The organism is Nonomuraea sp. NPDC051298 (assembly GCF_055586305.1).
Genome location: NZ_JBVJIM010000007.1, coordinates 109,006 through 133,387, shown reverse-complemented (window position 1 = coordinate 133,387; position 24,382 = coordinate 109,006). Strand labels below are relative to the sequence as shown.

At 71.1% G+C, this 24,382-nt stretch carries 20 protein-coding genes; 4 read left to right on the top strand and 16 right to left on the bottom strand.

Translation table 11 applies throughout. The features are described from left to right. Positions 1–23 precede the first annotated feature (23 nt). On the bottom strand, positions 24–6,326 hold the full coding sequence (locus ACZ6S0_RS22120; protein ID WP_465920632.1) for an RHS repeat-associated core domain-containing protein: 6,303 nt from the start codon (positions 6,324–6,326) through the stop codon (positions 24–26). Positions 6,327–6,767: 441 nt separating this feature from the next. Between ACZ6S0_RS22120 and ACZ6S0_RS22115 the strand changes: the two genes are divergently transcribed. Then, the gene (locus tag ACZ6S0_RS22115; protein WP_465920629.1) at positions 6,768–7,358 is read left to right on the top strand and encodes an RNA polymerase sigma factor; all 591 of its coding nucleotides are present in this window, start codon (positions 6,768–6,770) and stop codon (positions 7,356–7,358) included. Continuing rightward, a complete protein-coding gene (locus ACZ6S0_RS22110; RefSeq protein ID WP_465920627.1) occupies positions 7,351–8,337 on the top strand; it encodes a CU044_5270 family protein in 987 nt (328 codons plus the stop codon). Before ACZ6S0_RS22115 ends, ACZ6S0_RS22110 begins: the two co-directional genes overlap by 8 nt. Here ACZ6S0_RS22110 and ACZ6S0_RS22105 read toward each other — a convergent pair. From ACZ6S0_RS22105 to ACZ6S0_RS22095, 3 genes are all read right to left on the bottom strand, one after another. Then, positions 8,334–8,819: a DUF6653 family protein gene (locus tag ACZ6S0_RS22105; RefSeq protein WP_465920625.1), complete on the bottom strand. Its 486-nt coding sequence runs from the start codon at positions 8,817–8,819 to the stop codon at positions 8,334–8,336. The genes ACZ6S0_RS22110 and ACZ6S0_RS22105 overlap by 4 nt on opposite strands. Next, positions 8,816–9,412 (bottom strand): TetR/AcrR family transcriptional regulator, encoded by a 597-nt coding sequence (locus ACZ6S0_RS22100; RefSeq protein WP_465920620.1) that lies wholly within the window; start codon positions 9,410–9,412, stop codon positions 8,816–8,818. Before ACZ6S0_RS22100 ends, ACZ6S0_RS22105 begins: the two co-directional genes overlap by 4 nt. A gap of 166 nt (positions 9,413–9,578) precedes the next feature. Continuing rightward, positions 9,579–9,995, bottom strand: coding sequence for a hypothetical protein (locus ACZ6S0_RS22095; protein ID WP_465920617.1), 417 nt, complete (start codon positions 9,993–9,995; stop codon positions 9,579–9,581). Positions 9,996–10,215: 220 nt separating this feature from the next. On the opposite strand from ACZ6S0_RS22095, the gene ACZ6S0_RS22090 reads away from it, so the two are divergent. Continuing rightward, on the top strand, positions 10,216–11,427 hold the full coding sequence (locus tag ACZ6S0_RS22090) for an acyltransferase family protein (protein ID WP_465920615.1): 1,212 nt from the start codon (positions 10,216–10,218) through the stop codon (positions 11,425–11,427). A 29-nt stretch (positions 11,428–11,456) separates the two neighbouring features. On the opposite strand, the gene ACZ6S0_RS22085 is transcribed toward ACZ6S0_RS22090, so the two are convergent. The 8 genes from ACZ6S0_RS22085 to ACZ6S0_RS22050 all read right to left on the bottom strand — a co-directional run bounded on the left by ACZ6S0_RS22085 (position 11,457) and on the right by ACZ6S0_RS22050 (position 19,374). Further along, complete coding sequence (locus ACZ6S0_RS22085) at positions 11,457–12,335, bottom strand: glycosyltransferase family 2 protein (protein WP_465920612.1); 879 nt, start codon at positions 12,333–12,335, stop codon at positions 11,457–11,459. A gap of 172 nt (positions 12,336–12,507) precedes the next feature. Continuing rightward, positions 12,508–12,819 (bottom strand): hypothetical protein, encoded by a 312-nt coding sequence (locus ACZ6S0_RS22080; RefSeq protein ID WP_465920611.1) that lies wholly within the window; start codon positions 12,817–12,819, stop codon positions 12,508–12,510. Between the two features lie 56 nt (positions 12,820–12,875). Continuing rightward, the gene (locus tag ACZ6S0_RS22075) at positions 12,876–13,919 is read right to left on the bottom strand and encodes a CU044_5270 family protein (RefSeq protein ID WP_465920610.1); all 1,044 of its coding nucleotides are present in this window, start codon (positions 13,917–13,919) and stop codon (positions 12,876–12,878) included. Between the two features lie 2 nt (positions 13,920–13,921). Then, entirely contained in the window at positions 13,922–14,488 is a 567-nt protein-coding gene (locus ACZ6S0_RS22070) for an RNA polymerase sigma factor (RefSeq protein ID WP_465920608.1), read from the bottom strand. Between the two features lie 187 nt (positions 14,489–14,675). Next, complete coding sequence (locus tag ACZ6S0_RS22065; protein WP_465920604.1) at positions 14,676–15,479, bottom strand: putative protein N(5)-glutamine methyltransferase; 804 nt, start codon at positions 15,477–15,479, stop codon at positions 14,676–14,678. Between the two features lie 211 nt (positions 15,480–15,690). Next, the gene (locus ACZ6S0_RS22060; protein WP_465920602.1) at positions 15,691–16,053 is read right to left on the bottom strand and encodes a DUF488 domain-containing protein; all 363 of its coding nucleotides are present in this window, start codon (positions 16,051–16,053) and stop codon (positions 15,691–15,693) included. A gap of 19 nt (positions 16,054–16,072) precedes the next feature. After that, entirely contained in the window at positions 16,073–18,202 is a 2,130-nt protein-coding gene (locus ACZ6S0_RS22055; RefSeq protein ID WP_465920599.1) for a SpoIIE family protein phosphatase, read from the bottom strand. Between the two features lie 167 nt (positions 18,203–18,369). Next, a complete protein-coding gene (locus ACZ6S0_RS22050; protein WP_465920597.1) occupies positions 18,370–19,374 on the bottom strand; it encodes a serine hydrolase domain-containing protein in 1,005 nt (334 codons plus the stop codon). Between the two features lie 397 nt (positions 19,375–19,771). On the opposite strand from ACZ6S0_RS22050, the gene ACZ6S0_RS22045 reads away from it, so the two are divergent. Further along, positions 19,772–20,206 carry a CBS domain-containing protein gene (locus ACZ6S0_RS22045; RefSeq protein ID WP_344895210.1) on the top strand — a complete coding sequence of 145 codons (435 nt, stop codon included), beginning with the start codon at positions 19,772–19,774 and terminating at the stop codon, positions 20,204–20,206. Positions 20,207–20,338: 132 nt separating this feature from the next. On the opposite strand, the gene ACZ6S0_RS22040 is transcribed toward ACZ6S0_RS22045, so the two are convergent. Genes ACZ6S0_RS22040 through ACZ6S0_RS22025 form a run of 4 tightly spaced genes read right to left on the bottom strand, consistent with a single transcriptional unit; the run spans position 20,339 to position 24,339 of the window. After that, complete coding sequence (locus ACZ6S0_RS22040) at positions 20,339–21,145, bottom strand: carbohydrate ABC transporter permease (RefSeq protein ID WP_465920591.1); 807 nt, start codon at positions 21,143–21,145, stop codon at positions 20,339–20,341. Then, the gene (locus ACZ6S0_RS22035; protein WP_465920588.1) at positions 21,142–22,125 is read right to left on the bottom strand and encodes a carbohydrate ABC transporter permease; all 984 of its coding nucleotides are present in this window, start codon (positions 22,123–22,125) and stop codon (positions 21,142–21,144) included. Before ACZ6S0_RS22035 ends, ACZ6S0_RS22040 begins: the two co-directional genes overlap by 4 nt. A gap of 4 nt (positions 22,126–22,129) precedes the next feature. Then, positions 22,130–23,353, bottom strand: coding sequence for a sugar ABC transporter substrate-binding protein (locus ACZ6S0_RS22030; RefSeq protein ID WP_465920585.1), 1,224 nt, complete (start codon positions 23,351–23,353; stop codon positions 22,130–22,132). Next, positions 23,350–24,339 carry a LacI family DNA-binding transcriptional regulator gene (locus ACZ6S0_RS22025; protein WP_465920582.1) on the bottom strand — a complete coding sequence of 330 codons (990 nt, stop codon included), beginning with the start codon at positions 24,337–24,339 and terminating at the stop codon, positions 23,350–23,352. Before ACZ6S0_RS22025 ends, ACZ6S0_RS22030 begins: the two co-directional genes overlap by 4 nt. Positions 24,340–24,382: the final 43 nt, after the last annotated feature.

The following is a 24,382-nucleotide window of genomic DNA, read 5'->3' as shown; positions in this document are numbered from 1 at the left end:
CACGCTTGACCACGGCATCGCTCCTAGCTGGGGCCGGTCGGCGGTCTGAAGATCTGCCAGACGCGCCAGACGATCGTCCATCCCTTCCTCTTGCTGGCCGGGAAGTCCGACGCGTACGGCTTGGAGGCTGGGCCGTGCCCGGTGCCCTGGTCAGCCATGCGCGCAGCTTCGCTCCGACTGGTCCCTTGGTGGGCGCTGGTGGGCTGCACCCTCCCCAACTGCTCGTCGATCGAGCGTCTCTGCGCGTCGGTCAGCCCGCGCGACTGAGTCTGGCCGGTGTTCGGCGGGTTTCGCTGAGCCTTGGGCGGTGACTGCCGCTGGACCGCCTTGCGACTGGTCGGACGGGCGGCGGGCCGATGCCTGACCGTGGCCTTGGGCCTGCTCGCACGCCTGGTCACCGCCCTGCGCGCGGCCGCGGCCCGGTTTCTGGCCGCCGCCGCTCGCCGTGCCGCCGCCGCCGCTCGTCGCCTGGCCGCCGCGGCGGCCGCCCGCTGCCTGGCCAGCGCGGCCTTCCTCCTCGCTTCTTGCGCCGCCCTCTTCCTGGCCGCCTCCGCGGCCCTCTTCCTCGCCGCTTCCGCGGCCTTCCTCTTGGCCTCCGCGGCGGCCCTGCGCCTGGCCGCCTCCAGCGCCCGCTTTCTGGCCGCTTCCGCTGCCCTGCGCCTGGCGGCGGCGAGCGCCGCGCGCCTGGCGGCGGCCCGCGCCGCCGCCCGCCTGGCAGCGGCCTGGGCCAGTTTCTTGGCGATCTGGCGGGCCGCGATCCTGGCCGCGATGCCGACGACCACCCAGAAGATCTGCCCGTCGGGGTCGCTCATGGTGACGGGGCTGTTGTTGGCGTAGGCGTAGGCGTTGAGCTGCTGCGGATCGCCCTCGTCGATGATCGGGTCCACCGAGAGGAAGCGGCCGAGCTTGGGGTCGTACTCGCGGGCGCCCAGGTGGACGAGCGCGGTGCTCGCGTCCTCGGTGCCGCCGACGAACCCGCGTTCTCCCGGCCACCAGGACGGTGGTGCCCCGCGATCCTCTCCGAACGGGGTCTGCCTGCGGATGGCCAGGTCCCCGGTGGCGGCGTTCACCATGGCCTGTGCGGTGCCCTGGTGGTCGTTGGCCATGAAGGAGACCTGGTTGTCCGGCGTGCGGACCGCGATGGCCTCGCCGCCGATGGTGTAGTAGCGGGTCTGCTCGACGACGTTCTTGGCGTGGTCGAGGCGCAGCTCCATGTCGTCGATGTAGAGGGTGGTGTCGGCGGGAGTCTTGCGGATGAGGCGGTCGCCGTCGGCGTCGTAGACGTAGGAGGTCGTCTTGCCCGCCTCGGTGACCGACTCCAGGTTGCCTTCGGCGTCCCAGACGAGGCTCTGGTCGGAGGTGCCGACCTTGCGCCTGGTGGTGTTGCCGGCGGCGTCGTACTCGAACAGGTCGGCGCCGACACTCTGCAGGGCGTGCGGCTGCTTGCCGCCCTGCGCCGGGTAGGTGTAGTCGCGGACCTGCTCGCCCGCGCTGCCGAAGGCGTGCTTGGTCTCCTTGGTCCGGTTGCCCGTCTTGTCGTAGGCGTAGCTGACCGCGTACGGGGCCACGCCGCCGATCTTGCCCGACTGCGGAGTGGTCGCGGCGCAGTCGTCGGTCGCGGTCCAGGCCGAGGTCAGGCGGCGCAGATAGTCGTACGTGAAGCACTGCGTGTCCTGGCCGCTCGCCTTGTCGGCGACCTTGGTGATGTTGCCGACCGCGTCGTAGGTGTAGTTGAGGTCCAGATCGCTGGCCGCGGCACCGGCCCGGTCCAGCCGCATGCTGGTCAGCCTGCGGGTGCCCTCGTCGTGGGTGTAGGTGAGCCAGGTCTTCTTGGTGCCCTCGCCCAGCTCGTACTGGAGGGTCTCGCCCATCTTGGAGTAGCGGGCCGCGCTCACGTACGCCGACAGGCCGGTGACCTTGGTCGGCTGGCTGAGCCCGTCGTAGGTGTAGACGACCTGCTCCTCGGCCAGCCCGCCGGCGGCGGGGAAGCTGACCGACTGGACCTGGTCGTCGAGCGTGTAGCGGGTGTTGAGCTGGTAGGAGCCGGCCAGCTTGCCCTCCCGCTCCGGGATGGTGACCGTCTGGCGCAGCGCGCGGTACTCGGCGTCGATCGCGTTGATCTCGGCCTTGTACGCCTGCCCGCCGATGTACCGGATGCTGGCGTTCAGCTCGCCCTTGGCCAGGGCGTCGTACTTCCACTCGGCCAGCAGCGGCCCGGTGGACGAGCCCTCGCGCAGCTCCGTCTTGCGGCCGAGCTGGTCGTAGCCGTACCACAACGTCTTGCCGCGCGAGTCGGTGGTCGTGACCACCTCGTCGGCGTCGTTGTACGTCGTCGTGGTGACGCCCTTGTCCGGGTCCTCGGTCCTGACCTCCCGGCCGCGCAGGTCGTAGTGGTGGCGCCACACGTTCCCCGCGGGGTCGGTCACCGTGGACAGGCGTCCGGCCTCGTCGTAGGCGTACTTGGTGGAGTCGTACTCGCCGGTCGGGGTCGAGCCCTTGTACTGGCGCAGCTCGATCAGCCGGTCCTGCGCGTCGGCGATCCTGGTCGTCGCGGTGCCGCCCTGCGGCTGTGTGACGTGGAGCCGGTCGCCCTCCTCCTTGGCCGACACCCGGTACTTCTCCACGCCCTTCGCCTTGAGCACCTCGGCGCTGACCTCACCCGTGCCGTCGTACAACGTGACGACCTGGTTGGGCACGTCGGCGTCGGCCACCGCGAGCAAGCTGGTGGACGGCGTGCCGGTGGCGAAGTAGCCGGTGTTGGCCTTGTACTCCTCGCCCAGCGAGTTGTGGAAGGTGTCGGTGATCGTTCGGCCGTCACGCAGCGCGGGATCCGTCGTCTGGTCGTCCCTGGGCGCGGGTTCCTGGGTCTGGCGTTCACGCATCAGGCCGTCGAACAGTTCGTGGCTGCTGGTGTAGGTGCCGTCGGCGTTGAGCGTCTTGGTGGTGACGACGCTGGGGCCGTCGGTGCGCACCGTGTAGGAGTACTCGGTGCTGGGCGACTGCCCGTCCGCCTTGCTGCGGTCGGCCTGCCAGACCTTGGTCACCCGGCCGAGCGCGTCGTACTCCAGGTCGACGCGGCGGTTGTTGGCGTCGATCTCGGCGACCGGCTCGCCCCAGGCCGGTTCGAGCTGGGTGCGCTCGGCGTGGCCGAGCTGGTTGGTCTCGGTGGTCTCCGTCGCCGGGGCGCCCGCGGTCGGGCTGTAGGTGGTGACGGACTTGGTGCCGAGCGGGTCGGTCTCGCTGGTCTCCCGGCCGTAGACGTCGTAGGTGTGGGAGCTGCCGGTGATCGTCTGGCCGTCGGCCGAGACCAGCTCCTGGACCGAGGTGACGTTGCCCGTGGTGGGCGGCTGGCCGTTCGCCTGCCCGTCGTACTGGATCTTCTCGTCCGAGATCGTCTCGTCGGCGGCCAGCGCGGCGACCGCGGTGCCGCAGCCCGCGGAGACCGTCTGGACCCTGCTGGGGTAGTCGAGCATCCACGACGTGTCGTTGCGGGCGTAGGTGTAGCGGGTGCACTCGTCGTCGTCGGCGCTGGCCAGGTCGCCCTGCTCGTGGACCTGGAGGAGCAGGCCCTTGGCGTCGAACGCGCGCTCCTCTCCGGTGCGCCGCCACGTGCCGCCCGCCAGGGCGGTGCGGGTCACCATCGACTTCTCCTCGACCACGTGCGCGGCCTTGGTGACGCCGCCCTGCGTGGACTCGGCCGTCTTGACCGACCACGGTGTCTGCGCGGTCGCGGTCAGGAGCGCCCCGCCGTCACCGTCGTAGAGGACCTCCTCCCGCTCGAACCCCGCGAGCTGGTCGAGGTCGTCCAGCTTGACGCCCTCGGAGTCGGCCACCTGCACGCTGCGCTTGGAGCCGTCGGCCAGCTTGTCGCCGTGCATGCCGCGGAAGAACCGGAACTCCGTCAGCGTGCGCTTGCCGTCCTGCCCGTCGCCCTCGCGGACGCGTACCCGGCCGAATCCCCGGTAGTCCGACCACGTGCGGTGCTCGGGCTTGACCAGGATGTTCTCGGCGTAGTGCCAGGCGGCGCCGTCCAGGTACTCGTAGTCGGTGACCACGTTGGGCGAGCCCGCGACGCGGTCCACCTCGACGGTCTGGGTGACCAGGTACTTGTGGAACCAGTCGGTGACCTCGGCCTCGTCCGGTGGGGCCCAGCGCTGCGGGAAGCAGCGCCTGGTGTTCTTGTCCACCGTGGGAACGTCGCCCGGCTTGCAGTCGGCCGCCGAGTACGCGATCCGCAGCTCGCCGCCCGACTCGTTGCCGATCGCCTGCACCCGCCACTTGACCAGCGGAGCGCGGCCCTCGAGCGCGTCCACCCGGTTCGGGAGCTGCACTCCGGTGAACTTCACCGCGGGCAGCGTGAGCGTGCCGCCGACGTGACCGGTCTGCTGGATCGAGGCCAGCCACAGGGCCGGGCTCATCCCGTCGCCCGAGGCGGGGAACTGGTGCGTCAGCGCCCACGAGTCCACCGCACAGTACTGCGCGGCCGCGCACTTGGCGGGGTCGGTGTTGAGGATCTGGGTGGTGACCTTGGTCAGCCGCTTGCGGGTGAAGAAGGTCGGCGCCAGCCGGTCGGTGCACTTGACGCCCGAGTCGCAGATCTGGTCGAACGGCACGTCCGGCCAGTGGCTGGCGGTCTCCTTCTTCAGCTCGGCGGCCGCGCAGGTCACGGTGCCGCTGGGCAGGCACCGCTCGGCCACGTCGAACACCACCCGGGCCGCGGGCGACCTGGTGAACAGCTCGTTCTTCAGGTAGCCGTAGTCGATCCGGGAGAGGTACGCACCGCGCACGTACTGCGTGCCCAGCTCCGGCTTCATGTTGCGGCCGTAGTAGTTGGTCTCCTGCGTGTACCAGTAGGTGGTGGCGTTGCCGTGGGTGTCGACGGCGTAGTCGAGGTTCCACCGGTAGCCCTGCTGGCACCAGGCGTTGGCCGGGGTGCTGTTGTAGCAGGGTTCACCGCTGTTGTTGCCGAACACCGGCACCGTCTGCACGGACTTGGTCTCCGCCTTGCCGGTCGCCCAGCCGGGCAGCCGGTTCAGGCCGAAGGTGTACTGGGAGCCGTCGGGCGTGGTGACCCGCCAGTACTCGCCGTTGTTGTCGCCGTTCGTCGCGCCGGTCAGCGCCTCGATCCTGGTGCCGTCGTCGCGCTTGGGCCGCCACTGCTTCGTGGTGGCGTCCTTGACCAGCTCGACCGACGAGTCGCCCAGGGACATGACGGCGTTGTCCTGGTCCCAGCACAGGTCGCCGGTCTTCTTACCGTCGATCATGCACGATTTGTACTTGCGCTCGATGTAGCCGCCCGGGTTCAGCTCGAAGCCCTCACCGGCCCAGGACGCCTGGTTGTTGGTGGAGGCGGTGCGCCCGTCCACGCTCTGCGAGGAGTAACCCAGCGACAGGCCCGGCTCCTCACCGCCCAGCGCCGGAGGCGTGCGCAGCTCGTAGCCCCAGGTGAAGTCGCCCGACTGAGTACCCACACTCCAGTCGGACGAGGCCGCCAGCGAGGTGGCCGCGTGGTCGCCCGAGGGGCCGGAGGCCGCCGCGGTCAACGCGTACAGGCCGCTCGTCTCGACCTCGGCGGTCACCGTGCCCTTCGTCAGGTTGTTGTCGCTCTTCACCGGCTCGGGCTGGGCACAGCCGGTCGCGCCGGTGAGCGCGCACTCCTCCAGCTTCACCAGGCGCAGACGTGAGCCGTAGTCGCCGCCGGAGGCGTACCGGAAGCCGGAGTAGTCGATCTCCAGCCGGGTCTTCTTCTCGGCCTTGGCCGCCGCGACGCCCTGCCCCGGCGACACGCGCATCGCCAGGCCGAGCAGATCGGAGTCGAGCAGTTCGACACTGATCGGGGTCGCCGCCTCGGCGGTGTCCGACTTGGCCGTTTCGGCCTTTGCTGTGCCCGACTTGGCCGTGTCCGACTTGGCCGGCTCTGGAGCCAGCTTCACCGGGAAACCGGCCGCCAGGGTGGAGACGGAGCCGCCCAGCTCCGCCTTCTGCGGCTTGGGCCAGGTCACGCTGGGGGGCGCCGTCCACGCCTTGGCCGCGGCGGGATCCGCCAGCGGCGGCTTGACGGGCACCTTCCCGCCCGTCACCGGCGTTTCGTTCCGCACGGCCGGAGCCGGGCGCGGGGCCGCGTAGGCGGGCATGGCGTACGCCATCTCCACCACGAGGACGATCGAGAGAACCGGGGCCAGCCTGCGTGGCCAGCGCGACTCCGGCTTGGCTCTTTCCGTCGCGAAACGATTCCACGACGTGTCCGGGTTGTCCGGCCCTTGTGGGGTTCGTTGAAGGCCGTTCCATCGGGAGTTGGGCAGGTCTAACTCACTCGGCAGGTCCATTAAGCTCCTCCAGGGGCTCATGGGGCGACTGGCTGAACGAGCTGTGCGGTGCTCAGCCTCCATCGGAGGCGCGAAGACCCGGCGGGTCTCGCAGTTCGAGGAGACGATCTCGACAGTGCGACCGGTAGTTCTCCGCCGCCGCGAAGCGAACGACGTCCGGTGTCGATCCGCCGATTGGCCATCCTGGACAGGGGTCACGCCCGGGACGACGGGCACCCGGGCGTATCCGCGGTCATCGATCGATGATCGGATCGTCACCTCCTGGACGCCGTTGGTCCAGACTTTTGCGCCTTCTGCTCAAAGTTTCTTTCAGGCGCATGTACACCTCTGAAACTTTCTGCCCGCCGTGCCGGACGCCCGGTGCGGGTCTCGGCCCCGAGAACTCGATTCCCGGTATCGGGTGAAAGAGGGTGATCAGACCCAGCCGAACGGAGCCCAAGCTTGATCACAGACAACGAGCCGGATGACGCGGAGGTGATCGACCGTGCCCTTCGCGACCCCTCCGCGTTCTCCGCGCTGTTCGATCGGCACGCCTCCGCGCTTCACCGCTACGTCGCGCGGCGACTGGGCGACTCCCTGGCCGACGATGTCGTGGCCGAGACGTTCATGGCGGCCTTTCGCAGGCTGAAACGCTACGACACCACCCACCGCGACGCCCGCCCGTGGCTCTACGGCATCGCCGCCAACCTCATCGGCAAGCACCGGCGTACCGAGGTCAGGGCATACCTGGCGTTGTCCAGGATCGGGACGGACGAGGTGGCGGAGAGCCACACCGACCGGGTGGAGGCCCGGGTGTCGGCCTCGTCCGCACACCGTGAGCTGGCGGGAGCGCTCGCGGTGCTGTCACCCGAGGACCGAGAGGTGCTGTTGATGATCGCCTGGGCGGACCTCAGCTACGAGGAGGTGTCGCGGGCCCTCGGCATACCCATCGGCACCGTGCGATCACGGCTGCATCGTGCCCGGAAGAAGACCCGGGAAGCCCTGGGCGGAAGCGACCCGTCCGCCGTCGAAGAGGAGGCCGCTCGTGGATGACCTGGAAGTGCTGCGTGAGCTGCGGGCGGACGTTCCCGCACCCAGCGCGGAACGGCTGCGCGTCGTGCGCGCCCGCGCGTTGCCGCGCCGGGCTCGCCTGCGCGGCGTCCCGTTCCTGCTGACGGCCGCGACGGTCACGGCGGCGGCGGTGCTCGTGGGGGCGGTGGCCCTGACCGGAGCGGGATCCCCGCCGGCCGGGCCGGCCGCGACCCCGAGGACGAAGTCGGTGAGCGCGCAGACCGTCCTCCAGCAGGCCGCCTGGGTGGTCCAGCGCCGCCGGCCGACTGCCGCACCCCGCCCGGAGCAGTGGATCTACCGCAAGCGCGTCGTACGGCAGCCCGGCGGCAGCGACAAGGTGGAGGAGTACTGGACCCGTTACGACGGCCTCCGGCAGGCCCACCGGCAGGGGCAAGGGCCGATCGAGACGGTCACGCACACGCCGGATCCCACGGACGACGACCTGACCCCGCGGGAGTTCGCGGCCAAGCTGGCGGCCCTGCCCACCGACCCGCGCAAGCTCCTGGCCCAGGTGAAGGCCGACCGGTTCTGGGCGGCCGAGCCGGAAGACCCACCGGCCGAGCCCGCGAACGAGCGGGCCTTCCGTGTGCTGTCTGTCTACCTGGACCAGGAGGTCCCCCTGCCGCCCGAGCTGCATGCGGCGATCTTCCGCGCGATGGCCGAGATCCCGGGCGTGCGCGTGGACGCGGGCGTGCGTGACGCGGCGGGCAGGACAGGTCTCGGCATCGCCTACGAGCCCGGCCCCGCCGCCTGTCCACGCTGCTACAACGGGCGCGGCCTGCTGGTCGAGCGTTCCTATATCGTCCTCGATCCCACGACCTACGCGTACCTGGGCAGACATGTCGTGCAATTTCAGGACCACATGGTTGACGGGGAGGTAGCCATCCCCAGAGGAGCCGACTACCTCTCCGCCGAACTGGCGAGTGGCGTCGTCGATCGGCCGGGAGAGCCTCCGAGCTAGCGCCGGGGTTCGGAGGTGACCTGGTCGTAGAAGACGCCCAGGCGGTCGATCCGCCAGAGCTGGCCGTACACGATGAGGGTCGCGCCGAACACGGCCGGCCAGACCGCCAGGGCGATCAGCCCCCACGTCAGCAGGGCGGCCCCGGCCAGCGCGCCGAGGATCCAGATCCGCTGGACGACCTCGAACCCGGCGGGCATGCGCGAGCGGTCCTTCAACCACAGGCGTTCGCCGTAGATGCCCCGGGAGGACCAGGCGGCCGGCCTGTCGACGGGCGGGAAGGCGTGCGGGTTGGCCCACAGCCACAGGACGACCGCCGCCAGCGGCACCAGCGCCCACCAGCCGATCCACGCGCGGCTCCAGATCGCCAGGATGGCGACCGGGATGGCGGCGAACCGGGTCCAGACGCTCCACGGGTTGGCGTGCCGCTGCCACGCCTCCTCGCTCATCCCGGCCATCCGCGCGTACCTGTCCAGAACGCTCATGCGAGCATCCCCCTGGCCAACGTCCTGATGGTGGCCTCGAGCACCTGCTCGTAGGCGGGGCCGAAGCGGTCGCGGGCGACGACGACGAGGCCCGCCGCGCGGATCACCCCGACGAGGGTCTCCGGCGGGATGTCCGCGACCAGCACCCCGGCGCGCTGTCCGGCGGCCAGGTGGTCGAGCAGCGGCGTGACGATCAGCGGGGTGACGCGAGCGATCTGGTCGGGGCCGACGCGCCTGGTCACGGCCTCCAGCTCGTCCGGCCGGGTGAGCAGCCGCCGGTAGAGGGGGTCACCGGTGAGCACGGCGGTGATGGCGTGCATGACGGCGACCAGGCTCTCCTCCCCGGGCGGATCGGCCAGGGCCGCCGTGACGCGGGCGGCCACGCGCGGGGCGCGGCCGAGCATGACCTCCAGGTAGAGCGACTCCTTGGAGTCGAAGAACGCGTAGAAGCTGCCCTTGGCGATGCCCGCAGGGGCGACGAGTTCCTCCAGCGAGGTCTTCTTCAGACCCTGCGTGGTGAACAGCTCCTCACCGGCGTCGAGCAGTTCGCGAGCGATGCGCGCCCTCTCCTCGGCCGTGAACGCGACTGCCATGCTATGACTCCTTTGGTCATTTGGTCATAGCTAAGCCTACTGCCCCACCGCCGAACCCGTCGCCCTCCCGGCCGGACCGGGGGGCGACGGGTGTTCAGACGTACGAACGCGCCCCGTCGGGGGGCGCGTGCACGTGTTCGCGCGAGGGTCGCGGGCTGGCGCTGGGTCAGCCGCAGTTCTCCCAGGACTGGCGACCGCCCCGCGCGACGGCCGGGTCGTGGCCGAGCTGCTTGATCGTGCCCCAGAACTTCACGCACAGGTCCTTGGCCCAGTACTTCACCGGACCGGCGTAGTACTTGAAATTGCCGGTGTTGTGGCGATAGATCGGGTCCTGCGGGTTGTCCTTGATGGCCTTGGGCTGGACGGTGAGCTGGGCGCTCACCGGCGTCTTCGTACCGACGAAGCTCGACTTGATGGTGACGACGCAGTTCTCCTGGGTCTTGCGGCTGTAGAGCAGGTAGACCGTGCCGTACCGGCGGCCGCTGGTCGTCGAGACGGCCTTCGTCCCGCCGGAGACGCGCCCGAACCCGGACCCGCAGATGCTCTCCGGGCTCTGGGCGGCGGCGTTCGCCGGAGTCGCCAAGACGCCACTCAGGCACAGTGCCGTCGCGACGAAGATGGTTTTGCGAGGAACTCGCACGAGATGCCCCTTCGGTTTGACTGAAGATCTCGACCAGGATGCCCGAAATTTGACTAAGGGTCTAGCCGAATGGGGAGATGTGACTCACCGCCCGGGGATGGCGCGGTTACCAGCGGTTACCTCACGAAAATGGTGACTTCGCGTTGATCGCTAGAATTGCCGGATGCTCAGCGCCCCCGTGCCGTGTCCGCCTCCCAGCAGGCGTGCGGCCTGGCTGGACGCTCTGCGCGGCCTCGCCGCCATGCTGGTGGTGCTCGAACACGCCTTCAAGTTCCTGTTACCCGAGGCCCGGCTGCCGGTCAAGGCGGTGTTCGAACCCGGCTGGTGCGGGGTGATGGTGTTCTTCCTGGTCAGCGGCTATATCGTGCCCGCCTCGCTGGAGCGGCGCGGGAGCGTGCGAGCCTTCTGGATCTCCCGCGTCTTCCGGCTCTACCCGCTGCTCGGCGTGTGCGCGGCGGGTGTGGGGCTGCTCATGCTGGCGGGCTGGGACGGCTTGCACGTCTGGTGGAGCGATCGTCCGGTCTCCATGGTGGTCGGCCATGCGACGATGCTGCAGAACCTGCTGCACGTGCCGAACCTCGTCAACGTGCTGTGGACGCTGTCGTACGAGATGGCCTTCTATCTGCTGGTGACCGCGCTGTTCACGCTCGGCCTGCACCGGGGCAGCACGGCCACCGCTCTCGGCCTGGCCACGGCCGCCCTGCTGGGCGCGGGCGCGCTGCCCGCCGCGCTGCTCTCCACCGGTGGATCCGGCCGCATGCTGACGGTGGTGGTGGCCGTGACCGTGCTGCTCGCGGCGGGCCTGCTCGCCGTGCTCAGCGGCGGGACGGCGGTCAGGCGGGCCGGTGCGCTCGTCATCGGGGTGACCGTGCTGGGGCTGCTGGCGCTCAACCAGAGCTATCCCGTGCCGGAGCAGGGGCTGCTCATCCTGGCCACGATGTTCGCCGGCACCGCGCTGTACCGGGCCCGGCAGGGCGAGATCTCCTGGAGACGGGCCGGCTGGGTGGTGCTGGTGCCGATCGCGGGGATCTGGGTGGCGCGCGACCAGCCGGGCCTGCAGGCGGCGATCGTCGTCGCCTGGGTCGCGTTCGCCGTCGGCATGGCGGCACAGGATCGCGAAGTGCCCCGGGTGCTGGCCTGGCTAGGGGTGATCAGCTACTCGATCTACCTCTTGCACCCGCTGATACTCGAAGGAGTCGAAAGGTTCTGGCCCGAGCCGCTGGCCGTGCCGCTGGGCCTGCGACTCGTGGCGCTGACCGGCGTGATCGGGCTGCTGCTCGGCCTGAGCGCGCTGACCTGGCGGTTCGTGGAGGCTCCCGCGCAGCGGCTGGGCAGGCGGCTCAGCTCGGCGCGTACCGTCTCCCGCTCCCCGTGAACGACCCCGGGCAGGCCCTCCTGCGCGGCTCAGCAGATGGGCGGCCGCCCCGCCAGAACCAGGCGGGCCACCGTCGACCAGCGCATCGGGGTCCGGGCGCCGTATCCCCCGCCGAGCCCCTCCGCGAGCCCGGCCAGGCAGGCGCGCAGCGCCGCGGGTTCGCGAAAGCGCCACAGCGCCACCAGGGCCCAGGTGGCCAGGTTGAGCGGGACCAGCGGGGCGGGCAGGTTACGCAGGGCCAGCCAGACCCGGTTGCGGGCGTTGAGCCGGTAGAAGTCCGCGTGGCGGGCCGGGTTGGTGGCGGGATGATGGACGATGACGTCGGGCGCGTAGTGGCCGATGAGCCCGCGATCCCACAGCCGCCAGGCCAGGTCGACCCCCTCGTGGAAGAGGAAGAAGTGGCCCGGCCACCCGCCGACGGCCTCGAACGCCTCGCGCCGGACCATGACGACGCCCTCGGCCATGACGGTCACGGTGCCGGCCCGTCCGGGGTGCGAGACCCGCAGGCGCGGCACCCAGCGCCGCAGGGTGCGGCCGGTGACCGGGTCGGCGATCCGCGGCTGGACGAACGCCCTTCGCGGGTCGCCGGCCAGCTCCGCGGCGAGGCGGGACAGGGCGTCGGGGTCGGGGAGCACGGCGTCGTCGTCGAAGAAGAAGATCAGATCACCTTCGACGTTGGCGGCGCCGACGTTGCGGCCCTCGGGGATGCCCAGATTTCTCGGCAGCTCGACGGTCCGTACGCCGCCGGGCACCTGGTCGGGTACGCAGCCGTTGCCGACGACCACCACGTCCAGGTCGACGCCCCGCTGTGCCAGCAGGGAGCGCATGGCGGCGGCGAACTCCGCGGGGCGGTCGTTCATGGTCAGGACCACGGCGCCGACCGTGGGGCGCGGGGTGCCAGTGCTCACCGTTCGTCCTTTGCTGCCTCAGGGCGGGCCGGGCCCGATGACGCCTGCGCGTCGTGCCCCGCTCACCGTGCCGCCATCCTGCGGTCACGCTACGGATGCCCCACCTTAACGGTCGGCGGTGATCGGCGGAGACCGGCTTGGCAGCGCCTTTGCCAGGCCGATCCCCTTCGTGTCAGGCGTCCGGCGATCTCGAGGCTCGCAGCAGGGTCAGCGCCGCGGCGTACGTCACGCCGTACCATGCGGGCAGCCAGCCGCCGCCGATCACGGCGACGGCGAGGCTGACCGCCGAGACCACGGCGAGCAGCAGCGCGCCGACGACCGGCTCCCGCGCGGCCTGCGCCGCCACCCCGGCCGCCCCGAGGACGCCCGAGGCGGCGAGGAGATCCGCCAGCAGCCACGCGTCGAGCAGTGCGGTCCGCGCCAGCAGGTCGAGCAGCGGCGGCGGGAGCCCCGGCGTCCAGATCCAGCCGAACCCACCGGCCACGTTGGCGACCGTGGGAAGGGCCAGCAGCAGCAGCGACGCCCACCGGCGCCCACCGCTCAGGGCTCGACCCCGGGGCGATCGGTGACCCCGATGTCCAGGCGGACGGTGAGCGTCATGATCGTTCCCTTCCTGATCGTGTAGGCGGGCCCCAGGTTGACGATCTTCCGGCCCTCCTCCACGCGGGCGCCGGGTCCCGGAGCGGTGTGGTCGGCACCGGCGATCGAACGCTCGCCCAGGTAGGTGTAGGTGGAGCGGTCGAGCAGCAGCTCATGGCTCACCCAGCCGTCTTCGGTCCTGGACACCGCCACCGCCGGACGCCCGCCGACGTCGACCGCGTCCGGGTTCACCGTCACCCCGGGGATCTTGGCCAGAGCCCGGTAGACGGCCGCCTCCTGCGCCGGGGGCACGAGGTTCTGGGCGAGCAACGAGCCGAGCAGGCGGTAGGCCGAGTTGTGCCGGTCCTCGTCGGAGCCGGGAATGTCGCCGAGGTTCTCGTACATCCAGGCCAGCAGCGCGCCGGAGTCCGTGGGGAGCGCCGCCACCGTGGCGTAGTCCTGGGGAGGCATGGCGCCGCCGGTGGGCGAGCGCACCAGTTCGCCGTCCTCGAACACGGCCACCTCCTTGCCGTCCGCCCGGGTCCACGACCGGGCCACGCGGCTCTCCAGCGGCGTTTCCGGCGTCTGCACCTCACCCTGGGCGGCGTTCGGCACGCCCTGCACGCGCGTCTCGATGTAGACCCACTGGTCAGGCCGGGGAGCGGTGAACGCGCGGCTCCCCGCGACCTCGGCGGCCCGGCCGAGCAACGCCTGCGCGTTGGCGGCCGGCAGCGCCAGGACGGGCACCACCGAACGCGGTGCCTCATCCCCCATCGGGCCGACCACCAACGCGACCCCCGAGATCGCGGCGGCGAGCACGCCGACGGCGACGACCCGCCGGCCCGCTCCGGACAGACGGAAACGACCGGGCCGCCGGGGTGCCGTCGTGTCGGCGCGGCGGAGGAGCGCGTCCCTGGCGGCGGTGTAGGCATCGGACGACGGCGGGGCGGGCTGTGGCCACGCCTGGCGCAGCGCCTCCAGGTCGGCCTGCGAGTGGTCACCCATGATCAACGCTCCTTCCTAACGGGCGCCGTGGCCAGCACGGCGCGGATCTTCGTACGGGCCCGGTGCAGCCGCGAGCGGACCGTGCCCGCCGGGACGCCGAGCGCCCTGCCGACCTCGTCGGAGGTCAGCTCGGCCCAGGCGACCAGCAGCAGCACGTCCCGGTCCCCCGCCGGCAACCCGGCCAGCGCCGCCGCCAGCGGGCCGCGCGCGGCCAGGGCGTCGAGCGCGTCCGCGACCCGCCCGGCGTGGTCCTCGCCGACCTCGTTCGCGGCCGTCCTGGCCAGCGCCCGGTACTGGCGGATCTCGGTCCTGTGGTGGCGGGAGATCAGGTTGGAGGCGATCCCGTAGAGCCAGGGCCGGGCGTCCGAGCGGGACAGGTCGTAGGTGTCGCGCCGGTCGAACGCGATCAGGAACGTCTCGGCGGCGATGTCATCGGCCAGCGGCCGCGACAGCCGCCGCTCGGCGTAGCCGTGGATCGCCGGGAAGTGGCGGTGGAACAGCGCGGCGAAGCTCTCCGGCTGGTGTAAGGAGTGCTCGATCAGCTCGGCGTCGGTCGTCTCTTGCGTCATCTGGGTCATGCCACGGCTCTCGCCGTCGTTCTGGGTGTCATCGGCCGCCTCTCCTCGTACGAGTCGTCGCCCTTTGTTCTCCGATCGCCGTGAGAGTGTTCGCGCCTGCCCGTTCGACAATCGCGGGACGACCCGCTCGGTCACCCGCGAGGAGAGTGGTGAGCCGTTACGACCGCACCGGCGATCGTCAGCGGGCCGGGGCGGGGGCGGTGCCGATGACGGCGGTGGCGTCCAGTTCGTCGCAGGTGGCCACCCGGACGGTCAGACCGGCGGCGGACACCGCGTCCGCCGTCGCCGTCGCCTGGCGTTCGCTCGTCTCCACCAGCAGGCGCCCGCCGGGGGTCAGCCAGCCGGGCGCCCCGGCGATCAGGCGGCGGACGACGTCGAGCCCGTCGTGGCCGCCGTCCAGGGCCATCAGCGGCTCGTGCAGCCGCGCCTCGGCGGGGAGCAGCGGGACCGACTCCGACGGCACGTACGGCGGGCTGGCGATCAGGATGTCCACCCGGTGGCGCAGGGCGCGGGGCAGGGGCTCGTACAGGTCGCCCTCGTACACGCGGGCGCCGGGCAGGTTGCGCCGGGCGCAGCGTACGGCGGCGGGGGCGAGGTCGGCGGCGTGCAGCTCGATCCGCTCGAGCCCGGCCGCGACGGCCGCGCCCATCGCGCCCGTGCCGCAGCACATGTCCAGGACCACCGGCGTGCCCCCGACCTCGCGGGCCAGGGCGATCGCCTGGTCGATGAGGAACTCCGTACGGGGGCGGGGCACGAACACCCCCGGCTCCACGGACACCCGCAGCCCGCAGAACTCGGCCCAGCCCAGGACGTGTTCCAGAGGCTCCCCCGCGGCGCGGCGCGCCACCATGAGGTCCAGGTCGCCGGGCGTGGCGGCGCTGGAGACGAGCAGCGCGGCCTCGTCCTCGGCGAAGACGCACCCGGCGGTGCGCAGGCGGGTGACGATGGACGAGGTCTGAACGGGTGATGGGAAAACCGGCATTGAGCAGCCTTTCGGGGAGACCGAACGGGCGCTCCCCCGCGGTCGCCTAGACCCGGCGGGCCGCGCGGCCGTGAGAGGAGAGCACCCGGCCTGACAGAGCGGTAATGGGTCTCACCTCCCGAGGACGATCACTTCCGAGACCGTCACAGTATCAGAGCGATTCTCACATCCCTCGCCCCACCTCGCCTTTCCCTCGCTCACCGCCGGCCGTTCAGGTTCGCAGGAGGTCGGCGAGCACCGCGGCGGCGCTGATCTCGGTGTCCTTGGTGGCGGTGAGCAGGGTCAGCCTCCCGGATCCGGCCAGCTCGCGCAGGTGCGCCACGGCCTCGGCGTGTTCGGGGTCCGCCAGCTCGCCCCGGTAGCGGCGGGCGAACTCGGGGAAGCGGCCGGGGTCGTGCTGGTACCAGGTACGCAGCTCCGTGGAGGGAGCGACCTGCTTGCACCATTCGTCCAGGTGCAGCGCGGACTTGCTCATCCCCCGGGGCCACAGCCGGTCCACCAGCACCCTGGCGCCGCCGTCCGGGTCCCGCTCCTCGTACACCCGGCGCACCCGGATTCCGTGCGTGCCTGCCATCCGTGGTCCTCCTCGTTCCTCAGCCGGGGTGGTTGACCCGATGTTCCAGCACGAGCAGGGCGATGTCATCGGCGCGCTGCGTGGTGTGCGGCGCGTGGCTGAGCAGGGTGTCGACGAGCTGGGGCGGCGCCTGGCCGGCCGCGGCGGTGAGGTGCTCGGCCAGTTCGGCGATGGCCTGGTCGAGGTCGGCTTCGGGTGTTTCCACGAGTCCGTCCGTGTACAGGGTCAACAGGGCGCCTGGCGGGAACGGGACTTCGAGCGTCTGGTACTCGGCGTCGGTCTCCACACCCAGAGGCAGCCCGGCGGGCACGTCGATGATCTCGCCCCGGCCGCCGGGCGGGCGCAGCAGCGGCGGCGGGTGCCCGGCGCTGGCCGCGCTCAGCGTACGCAGCCGCAGGTCGACATGGACGAGCAGGCAACTGGTGAACAGGTCGGTCTCGGTCTCGATGAGCAGCCGGTTGGTGTACGTGAGCACCTCGCCGGGGCCGGAGCCGGCGGCGGCGTGGGCGCGGATGGCCGTACGGACCTGGCCCATGAGGGCGGCGGCGGTGATGTTGTGCCCCTGGACGTCGCCGATGACCGCCATGGCCAGGGTGTCGCTGAGGCGGATAAGGTCGTAGAAGTCGCCGCCGACGCCCACGCCCCGGGTCGCGGGCAGGTAGCGGGCCGCCGCCGCCAGACCGGGGAGGTCGGGGAGCCTGCGCGGGAGCAGCGTCTCCTGGAGGCTGTGCGCGAGCCGTTCCTTGGCGTCGTAGAGCAGGGCGCGGTCGAGGGCCTGGGCGATCAGGCCGGTCAGGGTGACCAGGCTGGCGCGCTCCTCGCCGGTGAGCGAGCGGGGTTTGTCGAAGGCGAGCACGCACGCCCCGACCCGGCCCTCCGAGCCGCCGAGGGGCAGGAAGGCCCAGGCGGACATCTGGTCGTGCTTGGCGGCGTACGGATACAGCTCGTGCATCTCGCCGCGGTTGGCGAAGTACGCGGGCTCCCCGGTGCGCAGGACGTGCTCGGAGGGGGTGGACAGGGTCAGGGGCACGCCGTCGAACCGGTCGAGCACCTCGCGGTCGTACCCACGGGAGCCGACGATCTTCAGCTTGCCGCCCTCGGCGACCACCACCGCCATCGCCTGCACCTCGAAGGCGGGCATGACGTGGTCGGCGAACAGGTCGATGATCTCCCGTACCTTGAGCGCCCGGGTCAGCGCCGCCGCGAACGGGATGAAGTCATAGAAGACCTCGCCTTTCGACAGGCCGCGGGTGCGCGCCTGCGGGTGCGCCTGCAGCGCCCGGTCCAGCGGGACGAGGTTCATCCGCAGGCTGAGCCCGTGGTCGTCCGGGTAGAGCTGGGCCTCCAGGTCGCGGCCGTCGGCCCAGTGCGCCGTGCAGGACACGATCTCCTGGCTGACCAGCGCGTTCCTGCAGCGGTCCTCGAACATCGGGTCGTGCAGCCAGTCGGCGGCCTCCCACAGCGAGGTGCCCAGCAGGCCGGCCACGTCGCCGCCGAGCAGTCCGGCCGCCGCCTCGTTGACGAAGGTGATGCGGCCCTCCAGGTCGAAGGCGAGGCAGCCCTCATCGAGGCGGTCGACGTAGTCGAAGGCGTCGGCCGCGTACGCGGGATCCGGCTCCTCCCGCCGTCGCCGGACGAGGACGCGCGGCTCGCCCGAGGGCCGGAACGGGTGCCCCGCCTCGTCCGCGCGGGCCAGCACGCCGGCGATCCTCTCGCAGCCCTGGGAGATGACGTCCCGCTCGTCCGCGCCGAGTTCGGCGGGGTGCGTCGGCGGCCAGAGCAGCACCCAGGAACCCCACACGTGGGCCCCGCTCCGGATGGGGACCGAGGCCGTGGCGAAGCGGTACGGCAGCGCGAGCGCTGTCGCGGGGAAGCTGGAGACCATCTCCTCCCGGTTCGGCACCCAGACCAGCTCGCCATCGCGGACGGAGGCGGGGGCCGGGGCGGCGGCGTCCAGCCTGAGCCTGAGCCAGGGGTCGACGAGCCGTCGCGGCAGCCCGGTCACGACGTCCAGGAGCAGCACCTGACCGGCGTCCGCCATCAGGTACAAGGCGCTGGAGATGGCTCCCGCCGCCCGAACGGCCGTGTCGAACACGTCGTCCAGCTCGGAGACACACCGTTGAGCGGTCCAGTCGTCCTGGCCTGACATGGCTCAGCAGGCTCCGCTCCGCGGCGAGGTGGACAGCCCTACCGATGAACCAGTCATATCGCCCACGATAGGCGTCTTCGGGCGAAGGGAAACCGTCCATGGGCGGATCCTGATCGCCGCTTGGCACGACCGTGGAAAATCCCCGAAGGCGCCGCCCCGGTCGCGTGTCAGGGTGACGGGCGGAAACCGGTCTCGTAGAGGTCGGTGAAGGTGGCCAGGAAGTCGTTCCAGTCGCCGTTCAGGTTGGCGACCAGCGTACGGGCCCCGTCGCGGTCGCCCATGGCGTACGTCATCGAGCCCTGGATGAACCCGCCGCCGCCCCAGAGCGTGCGCCCGGAGGGGAGCCGCTGGCAGTAGACGCCGAGGCCGTACCGGGTGTCCGGCAGCCAGTCGGCGCCCTCCGTGGGGACGGTGGTGAACATCTCCTCGTGCAGCGCGGGCGGGAGCAGGCCGCCGCCCAGCAGGGCCCGCAGGAACCGGTGCAGGTCGGAGGTGGTCGAGACCATGCCGCCCGCCGCCCCGGCCCAGCTCAGGTCCGCGCCGGTCACGTCGTGCACCTCGGCGGGACGACCCAGCTCGTCGGACTTCGAGTAGTGGCGGGCGTGCGGGTCGCGCAGGGGGTGGCCGTCGCCGGGCAGGTACGTGCCGGTGAGGCCCAGGGGGCGGGCGATGCGCCGGTCGATCTCACCGGCCAGGGTCGAACCCGTCACCCCTTCGACGATCATGCCGGCCAGGCTGTAGTTGACCTTGGAGTAGATGAACCGCCTGCCCGGCTCCTCGGGGTTGGGGGGCTGCTGCCCGGGAAGGGCGTCGGGCAGGCCGCTGGTGTTGTTGAGCAGGTGCCTGATGGTGATCCTGGTGCCGTCGGCGCCCAGGTGCTCCTCCACCACGCCGGGCAGCCAGGTGGCGACCGTGTCGTCCAGGGTGAGCCCGCCGTCGGCCGCCAGGCGCAGCACCAGCGTGGCGGCGAACGCCTTGGTGAAGCTGCCGATGCGGAAGTGCTCGCCCGGCCGGCGGGCGCGGCCGGTGCCCAGGTCGGCCACGCCCGCCGTGCCGAACCAGGGCTCGCCGCGCCCGTCCCGCGACTCGGCGACGATGCCGGGACCGCCGCCGTCGGCCACGGCCCGGTCGAGGGCGCGCTGGAGGTCTGTACGGGCATGGAGAACGGACACGTCTTGCCTCCCGGGCAAAAGGGGGAACCGCAGCCAAGCGCTGCGCAAGCAACACTAGTTGACTAATCGCTAATTAGTCAACGCGAGTTGCTTGGTATGGGCGCGCAGAGGCGAGGAAGGCACACGTTTTTCGGGGCGCATCACGGGGGAAAAGGACAGCGCCGCCCCGGTCAGTGCGTGAGCGAGGGCGGCGCCTCCCTGTTCCTTCCCTCGGACACCACGGTCCACACCGGTCCCAGGGCTGTTTCGTCCGGAATCCGGCGACCGCCCGCCCGAGCGGGCCCGCACGCCCCGCGTGGCGGGCCTCCGCGCGATTTCCGTGGCCACGGGGTGAGGCCCCGTCCGCTGGGTAGGAGAGCGAGGAGGAATGGCCGTCCACCGTCTTGGGAGGCATCCCATGGACACTTCAGGATCCGGCAAGACCGTCCAGGACGTCATGCACCAGGGAGCCGAGTGCATCGGCGAGCACGAAACCCTGCGCGTGGCGGCACAGATGATGCGCGACCTGTCGGTCGGCGCGCTGCCGATCTGCGGCGACGACGACCGGCTCAAGGGCATCATCACCGACAGGGACATCGTGATCAGATGTTGCGCCGAGGGCCGCGACCTCGAGGGGACCACGGCCGGTGAGCTGGCTCGCGGGCTGGTGTGGGTGGAGGCCCGCGCCGACGTCGAGGAGGCCCTGCAGAAGATGCACAAGCACCAGATCAAGCGCGTGCCCGTGATCGACGGGCACCGCATCGTGGGCATGGTGAGCGAGGCCGACCTGGCCAAGGAGCTGCCGGACGCCAAGCTCGCCGAGTTCGTCCACCGGGTGTACGCCTCGGCCTGACGGACGTCCCGGCCGCCGATCGGCCGGAACGCCCGTGCGCACGAGGAACGGGGCCGTGGCGGGAGCCACTCCAAGGGCGGTGAACCACCCCCGGGCGGTTCACCGCCCCCGCACGGCGTCGCCGTGCCCGCCTCAGCCCTTCTCCGCGCCCTCGTTCTGGTCGCGGATGAAGTAGCGCTGGAAGACGACGAAGATGATCGCGACCGGGATGGTCGCCAGGAGCGCGGCGCCGAGCTTGAGCGGGAACTGGGAGCCGCCGCCGAGCGAGCCGCTGACCAGGTCGGCCAGACCGCGCGGAAGGGTGAACAGCCCCGGGTCCTGCACGGCGACCAGGGTGTGCGGGAACTCGTTCCAGGAACTCTGGAACGACAGGATCGTCAGCGTGACCAGCGCCGGTCGCGCCATCGGCAGCACCACCGACCAGAACACGCGGAACGTGCCCGCGCCGTCCATCCGCGCCGCCTCCTCGACGCCGTGCGGGATCGACTCGAAGAACTGCTTCATCACGAACACGCCGGCGGCGTCGGCGACGAGCGGCAGGATCAGCGCCAGGTACGAGTCGTACATCCCCAACTGGTTCAGGACCAGGAACTTCGGGATGAACAGCACCACGCCCGGCACGGCGATGACCGCGACCACCGCGACGAACAGCGCGCGCCGGCCCCGGAAGCGCAGCCGGGCCAGCGCGTACCCGGCCATCGAGTCCAGCAGCACCCGCCCCAGCGTGACCACGACGGTGACCAGCAGCGAGTTCCCCAGCCAGATCGGCATGTCCGTGCCGAGGAACACCCGCTCGAAGCCCGACAGCGTGGCCGGGTGCGGGATGGGCGAGAGCGGGTTGGCCGCGGCGTCGGGGTCGGTCTTGAAGGCGTTGGCGATCTGGATGACGAACGGGTAGATGAAGATGACCGAGAAGACGGCCAGGACGACACGTCTCATGCCCTGCGCTCCCTCATGACCCACCGCTGGAACAACGTCAGCAGCACGATGATCAGGAAGAGCACGAACGAGATCGCCGTGCCCGCGCCGTAGTCGAAGTCGCGGAAGGCCGTCCGGTACGACAGGAACGCGGGCGTCAGCGTGGTCTTGGCCGGATCGCCCTGGCTCATCACGTAGATCTGGTCGAACACCTGCCACGTGCCGATCAGCCCGAGCGTCAGCACGAGGAACATCGTCGGCTTGAGCTGCGGCAACGTCACCCGCCAGAACCGCTGCCGACGGGTCGCGCCGTCGATCGCGGCGGCCTCGTCGAGCGTCCTGGGGATGTTCTGCAGCGCCGCGAGGAACATCAGCATGAACGTCCCCGCCGTCGTCCACACGACGAGCACGATGATCGCGCACATCGCCACGCTCGGCCCCGACAGCCAGTCCCACCAGGTCAGCCCCAGCAGGCCGTGCTCGGTGAGCGCCGCCGGCGGCTCGCCGAGCAGCAGGTGGATCACCCCGCGCGGGTCGGAGAACCACTGCGGCCCGTCCACCCCCGCGAACGCCAGGAGCTGGTTGACCGCCCCCGAGTTGGCGAAGACGAACAGGAACACCACGCTGATCGCCACCGAGCTGGTCACCGACGGGAAGTAGAACGCGGTGCGGAAGAACGTCTTGCGCCTGTTCACCACCAGCGCCAGGAACAGCGCGAGCGCCGTCTGCAGGGGCACGACCGCGCCCACGTAGTAGATGTTGTTGCGGATGCTGGTCATGAAGTTCTCGCGGGCCAGCCCCTCCTCGGCGAACAGGCGCGCGTAGTTCTCCCCGCCCACGAACGGCACGCCGGCGCGGAACGGACTGCCCTGCCCGTTCCATCCCGTCAGGCTCACCCAGAACGCCATCAGGATGGGCAGCAGCACGAACAGCCCGAGAATCACCACCACCGGCGCCACGAACAGCCACCCCGCGAGGTTCTCCCTGGTACGGCTGCGCATGATGTCAGCCGATCGCGCTCTCGGTGTTCTTCTGCAGCCTGGCCAGGATCGCCTTGGGATCCTGGTCCACGAGTTGCTGCAGCCCGGCGTCGAAGTCCGACAGGACGCTGTCCATCTTGGGGACGTTCACCGGGCCCTGCGCGTACTCGGCGCCGTTGACGAACGCGGCGTCGGCGGGGAACTCCTTGAGGTAGGCGTCCTTGGCCGACTGCCTGGACGGCATGACGCCGAACGCCTTGGCGAAGGCGAGCTGCTGGTCGGCCTTGGTCATGGCCTCGACGAAGTCGATGGCCGCGGCCTTGTTCCTGGACTTGGCGGCGATCCCCCAGCAGTTGGTGAACGACAGCGTGCCCTTGCCCGCGGGCCCGGCGGGCAGCTCGTGCGCGGAGAACGTCACGTCGGGATAGTCGGCCGTCATCGCGCCCTTGATCCAGTTGCCCTCGATCGTCATCGCGGTCTTGCCCTTGCCGAGCGCCTCGCCGCCCCATTCGGCGTCGAGCGCCTTGGCGTACTGGATCTGCTTGCCGGTGAGCAGCTCCTTGACGTACTCCAGCGCGGCGAGGTTCTCCGTGCTGTCGCCGGTGGCCTGCTTGCCGTCCTTGCTGGTGATCCAGCCACCCGCCTGCACCATGAAGACGCCGAGCCGGTCGCGGCTCTCGTTGAACGCCAGCGGCGTCACGTCCTTGATCTTCTTCGCGACGGCGGCCAGCTCTTCCCAGGTGGTGGGGATGTCGTCGTCGGTGAGCCCGTTCTCCTTCCACACCGTGTCGTTGACGACGAGGGCGAGGGTGGAGAAGTCCTTGGGCGCGCAGTAGAACTTGCCGTCGTAGGTGAACGTCTCGCGCAGGCTCGGGTAGAAGTCCTGGCTGTCGGAGATCTGGTCCCCGTACGGCTCCAGGGCGCCCACGCTGGCGTAGTCGGCGAAGCGGGAGGCGTCGACGTAGAACACGTCCGGCGGGTTGCTGCCCGCCAGCCCCTGGCCGAGCTGCTGGTGGATGTCCTGCGCCGGGGTGACGACCGCGGTGTTGCCGCTGGCCTTGGCCCACGTCTCGGCCGCCTGCTTGACCGCGTTCGTCTCGGCGTCGCCGGAGGAGGCCATCAGGACCTGCAGCGCGGCCGGGCCGCTGGACTGCTGCTGCGGCGCGGCCTGCTGGTCGTCGAAGCCACTGCCGCAGGCGGTGGCGGACAGGAGCACGGCGGCCGCCGCGGGGATCGCGAGACGTTTCATGGGCGGGGGTCCTTTCGAATGACCAGGGTGGGACTGAGCAGCAGAGGGGAGGAAGCGGGCGCCTCCGCGGGCCGGTCCCCGGTCCGGCCCGAGAGCTGATCCGTGAGCAGCTCCACGCAGCGTGCGGCGGCCTCGGCGAGAGGCTGGCCGAGCGAGGTGAGCCCGATGGCGGCGGCCACCGGGGTGTCGTCGAACCCGACGACGGCGGGGGTGACCTGGAGCGCGCCGAGCGCCACGGCGTCGCTGACGCAGACCAGGGCCGTCGCCCCGCGCCGCACCAGCTCCTGCGCGGCCACCCGCCCTTGGGCGGTGGTGCCGTCGGTCTCCAGGGCCAGGCCGGTGTCGAGCCCTTCCGCGGCCAGCGTCCTGGACCAGCCCGACCGGCGGTCGTCGCCGACGCCGGAGCCGGTCTCCCAGCCGACGAAGCCGATCCGGCGGTGCCCGCCGGCCAGCAGGTGACGGGTCGCCGCCGCGGTCCCGGCGGCGCCGTCCACGTCCACCCAGGGATGGCCGGACTCCGCCGCGCCCCAGGGCCGGCCGAAGGTCACGAACGGCAGTCCGCGCCCGGCCAGCCAGGAGGTGCGCGCGTCGCCGTGGTGGGTGCCCGTCAGCACGAACCCGTCGGGTTCGAACTCCCCCAGAAGCTGATCGATCGTGGCGATCTCGGATCGGTCGTCGGTGGCGGTGTAGAGCAGCACGCGGTAGCCGGACCTGGCCGCCGACTCGGTGAGACCGTGCAGGAAGCGGTCGTAGACGTTGATCCCGTCCTGGGTCGTCTCGATCCGCGTGGCCAGCAGCCGCGACCTGCCGGTACGCATCTGCCTGGCCGCGGCGTTCACCCGGTAGCCGAGCGCCTCCACGGCGGCGAGCACGCGCTGCCTGGTCTCCTCCTTGACCACCTCGGGGGTGTTCAGCACGTTCGAGACCGTCTGGCGGGACACGTTGGCGTAACGGGCCACCTCGGCGATCGTCACCTTTTCCGCCATTCATGACCTTTCTGGGGGTTTGATCGATCAAACTGAGATATGA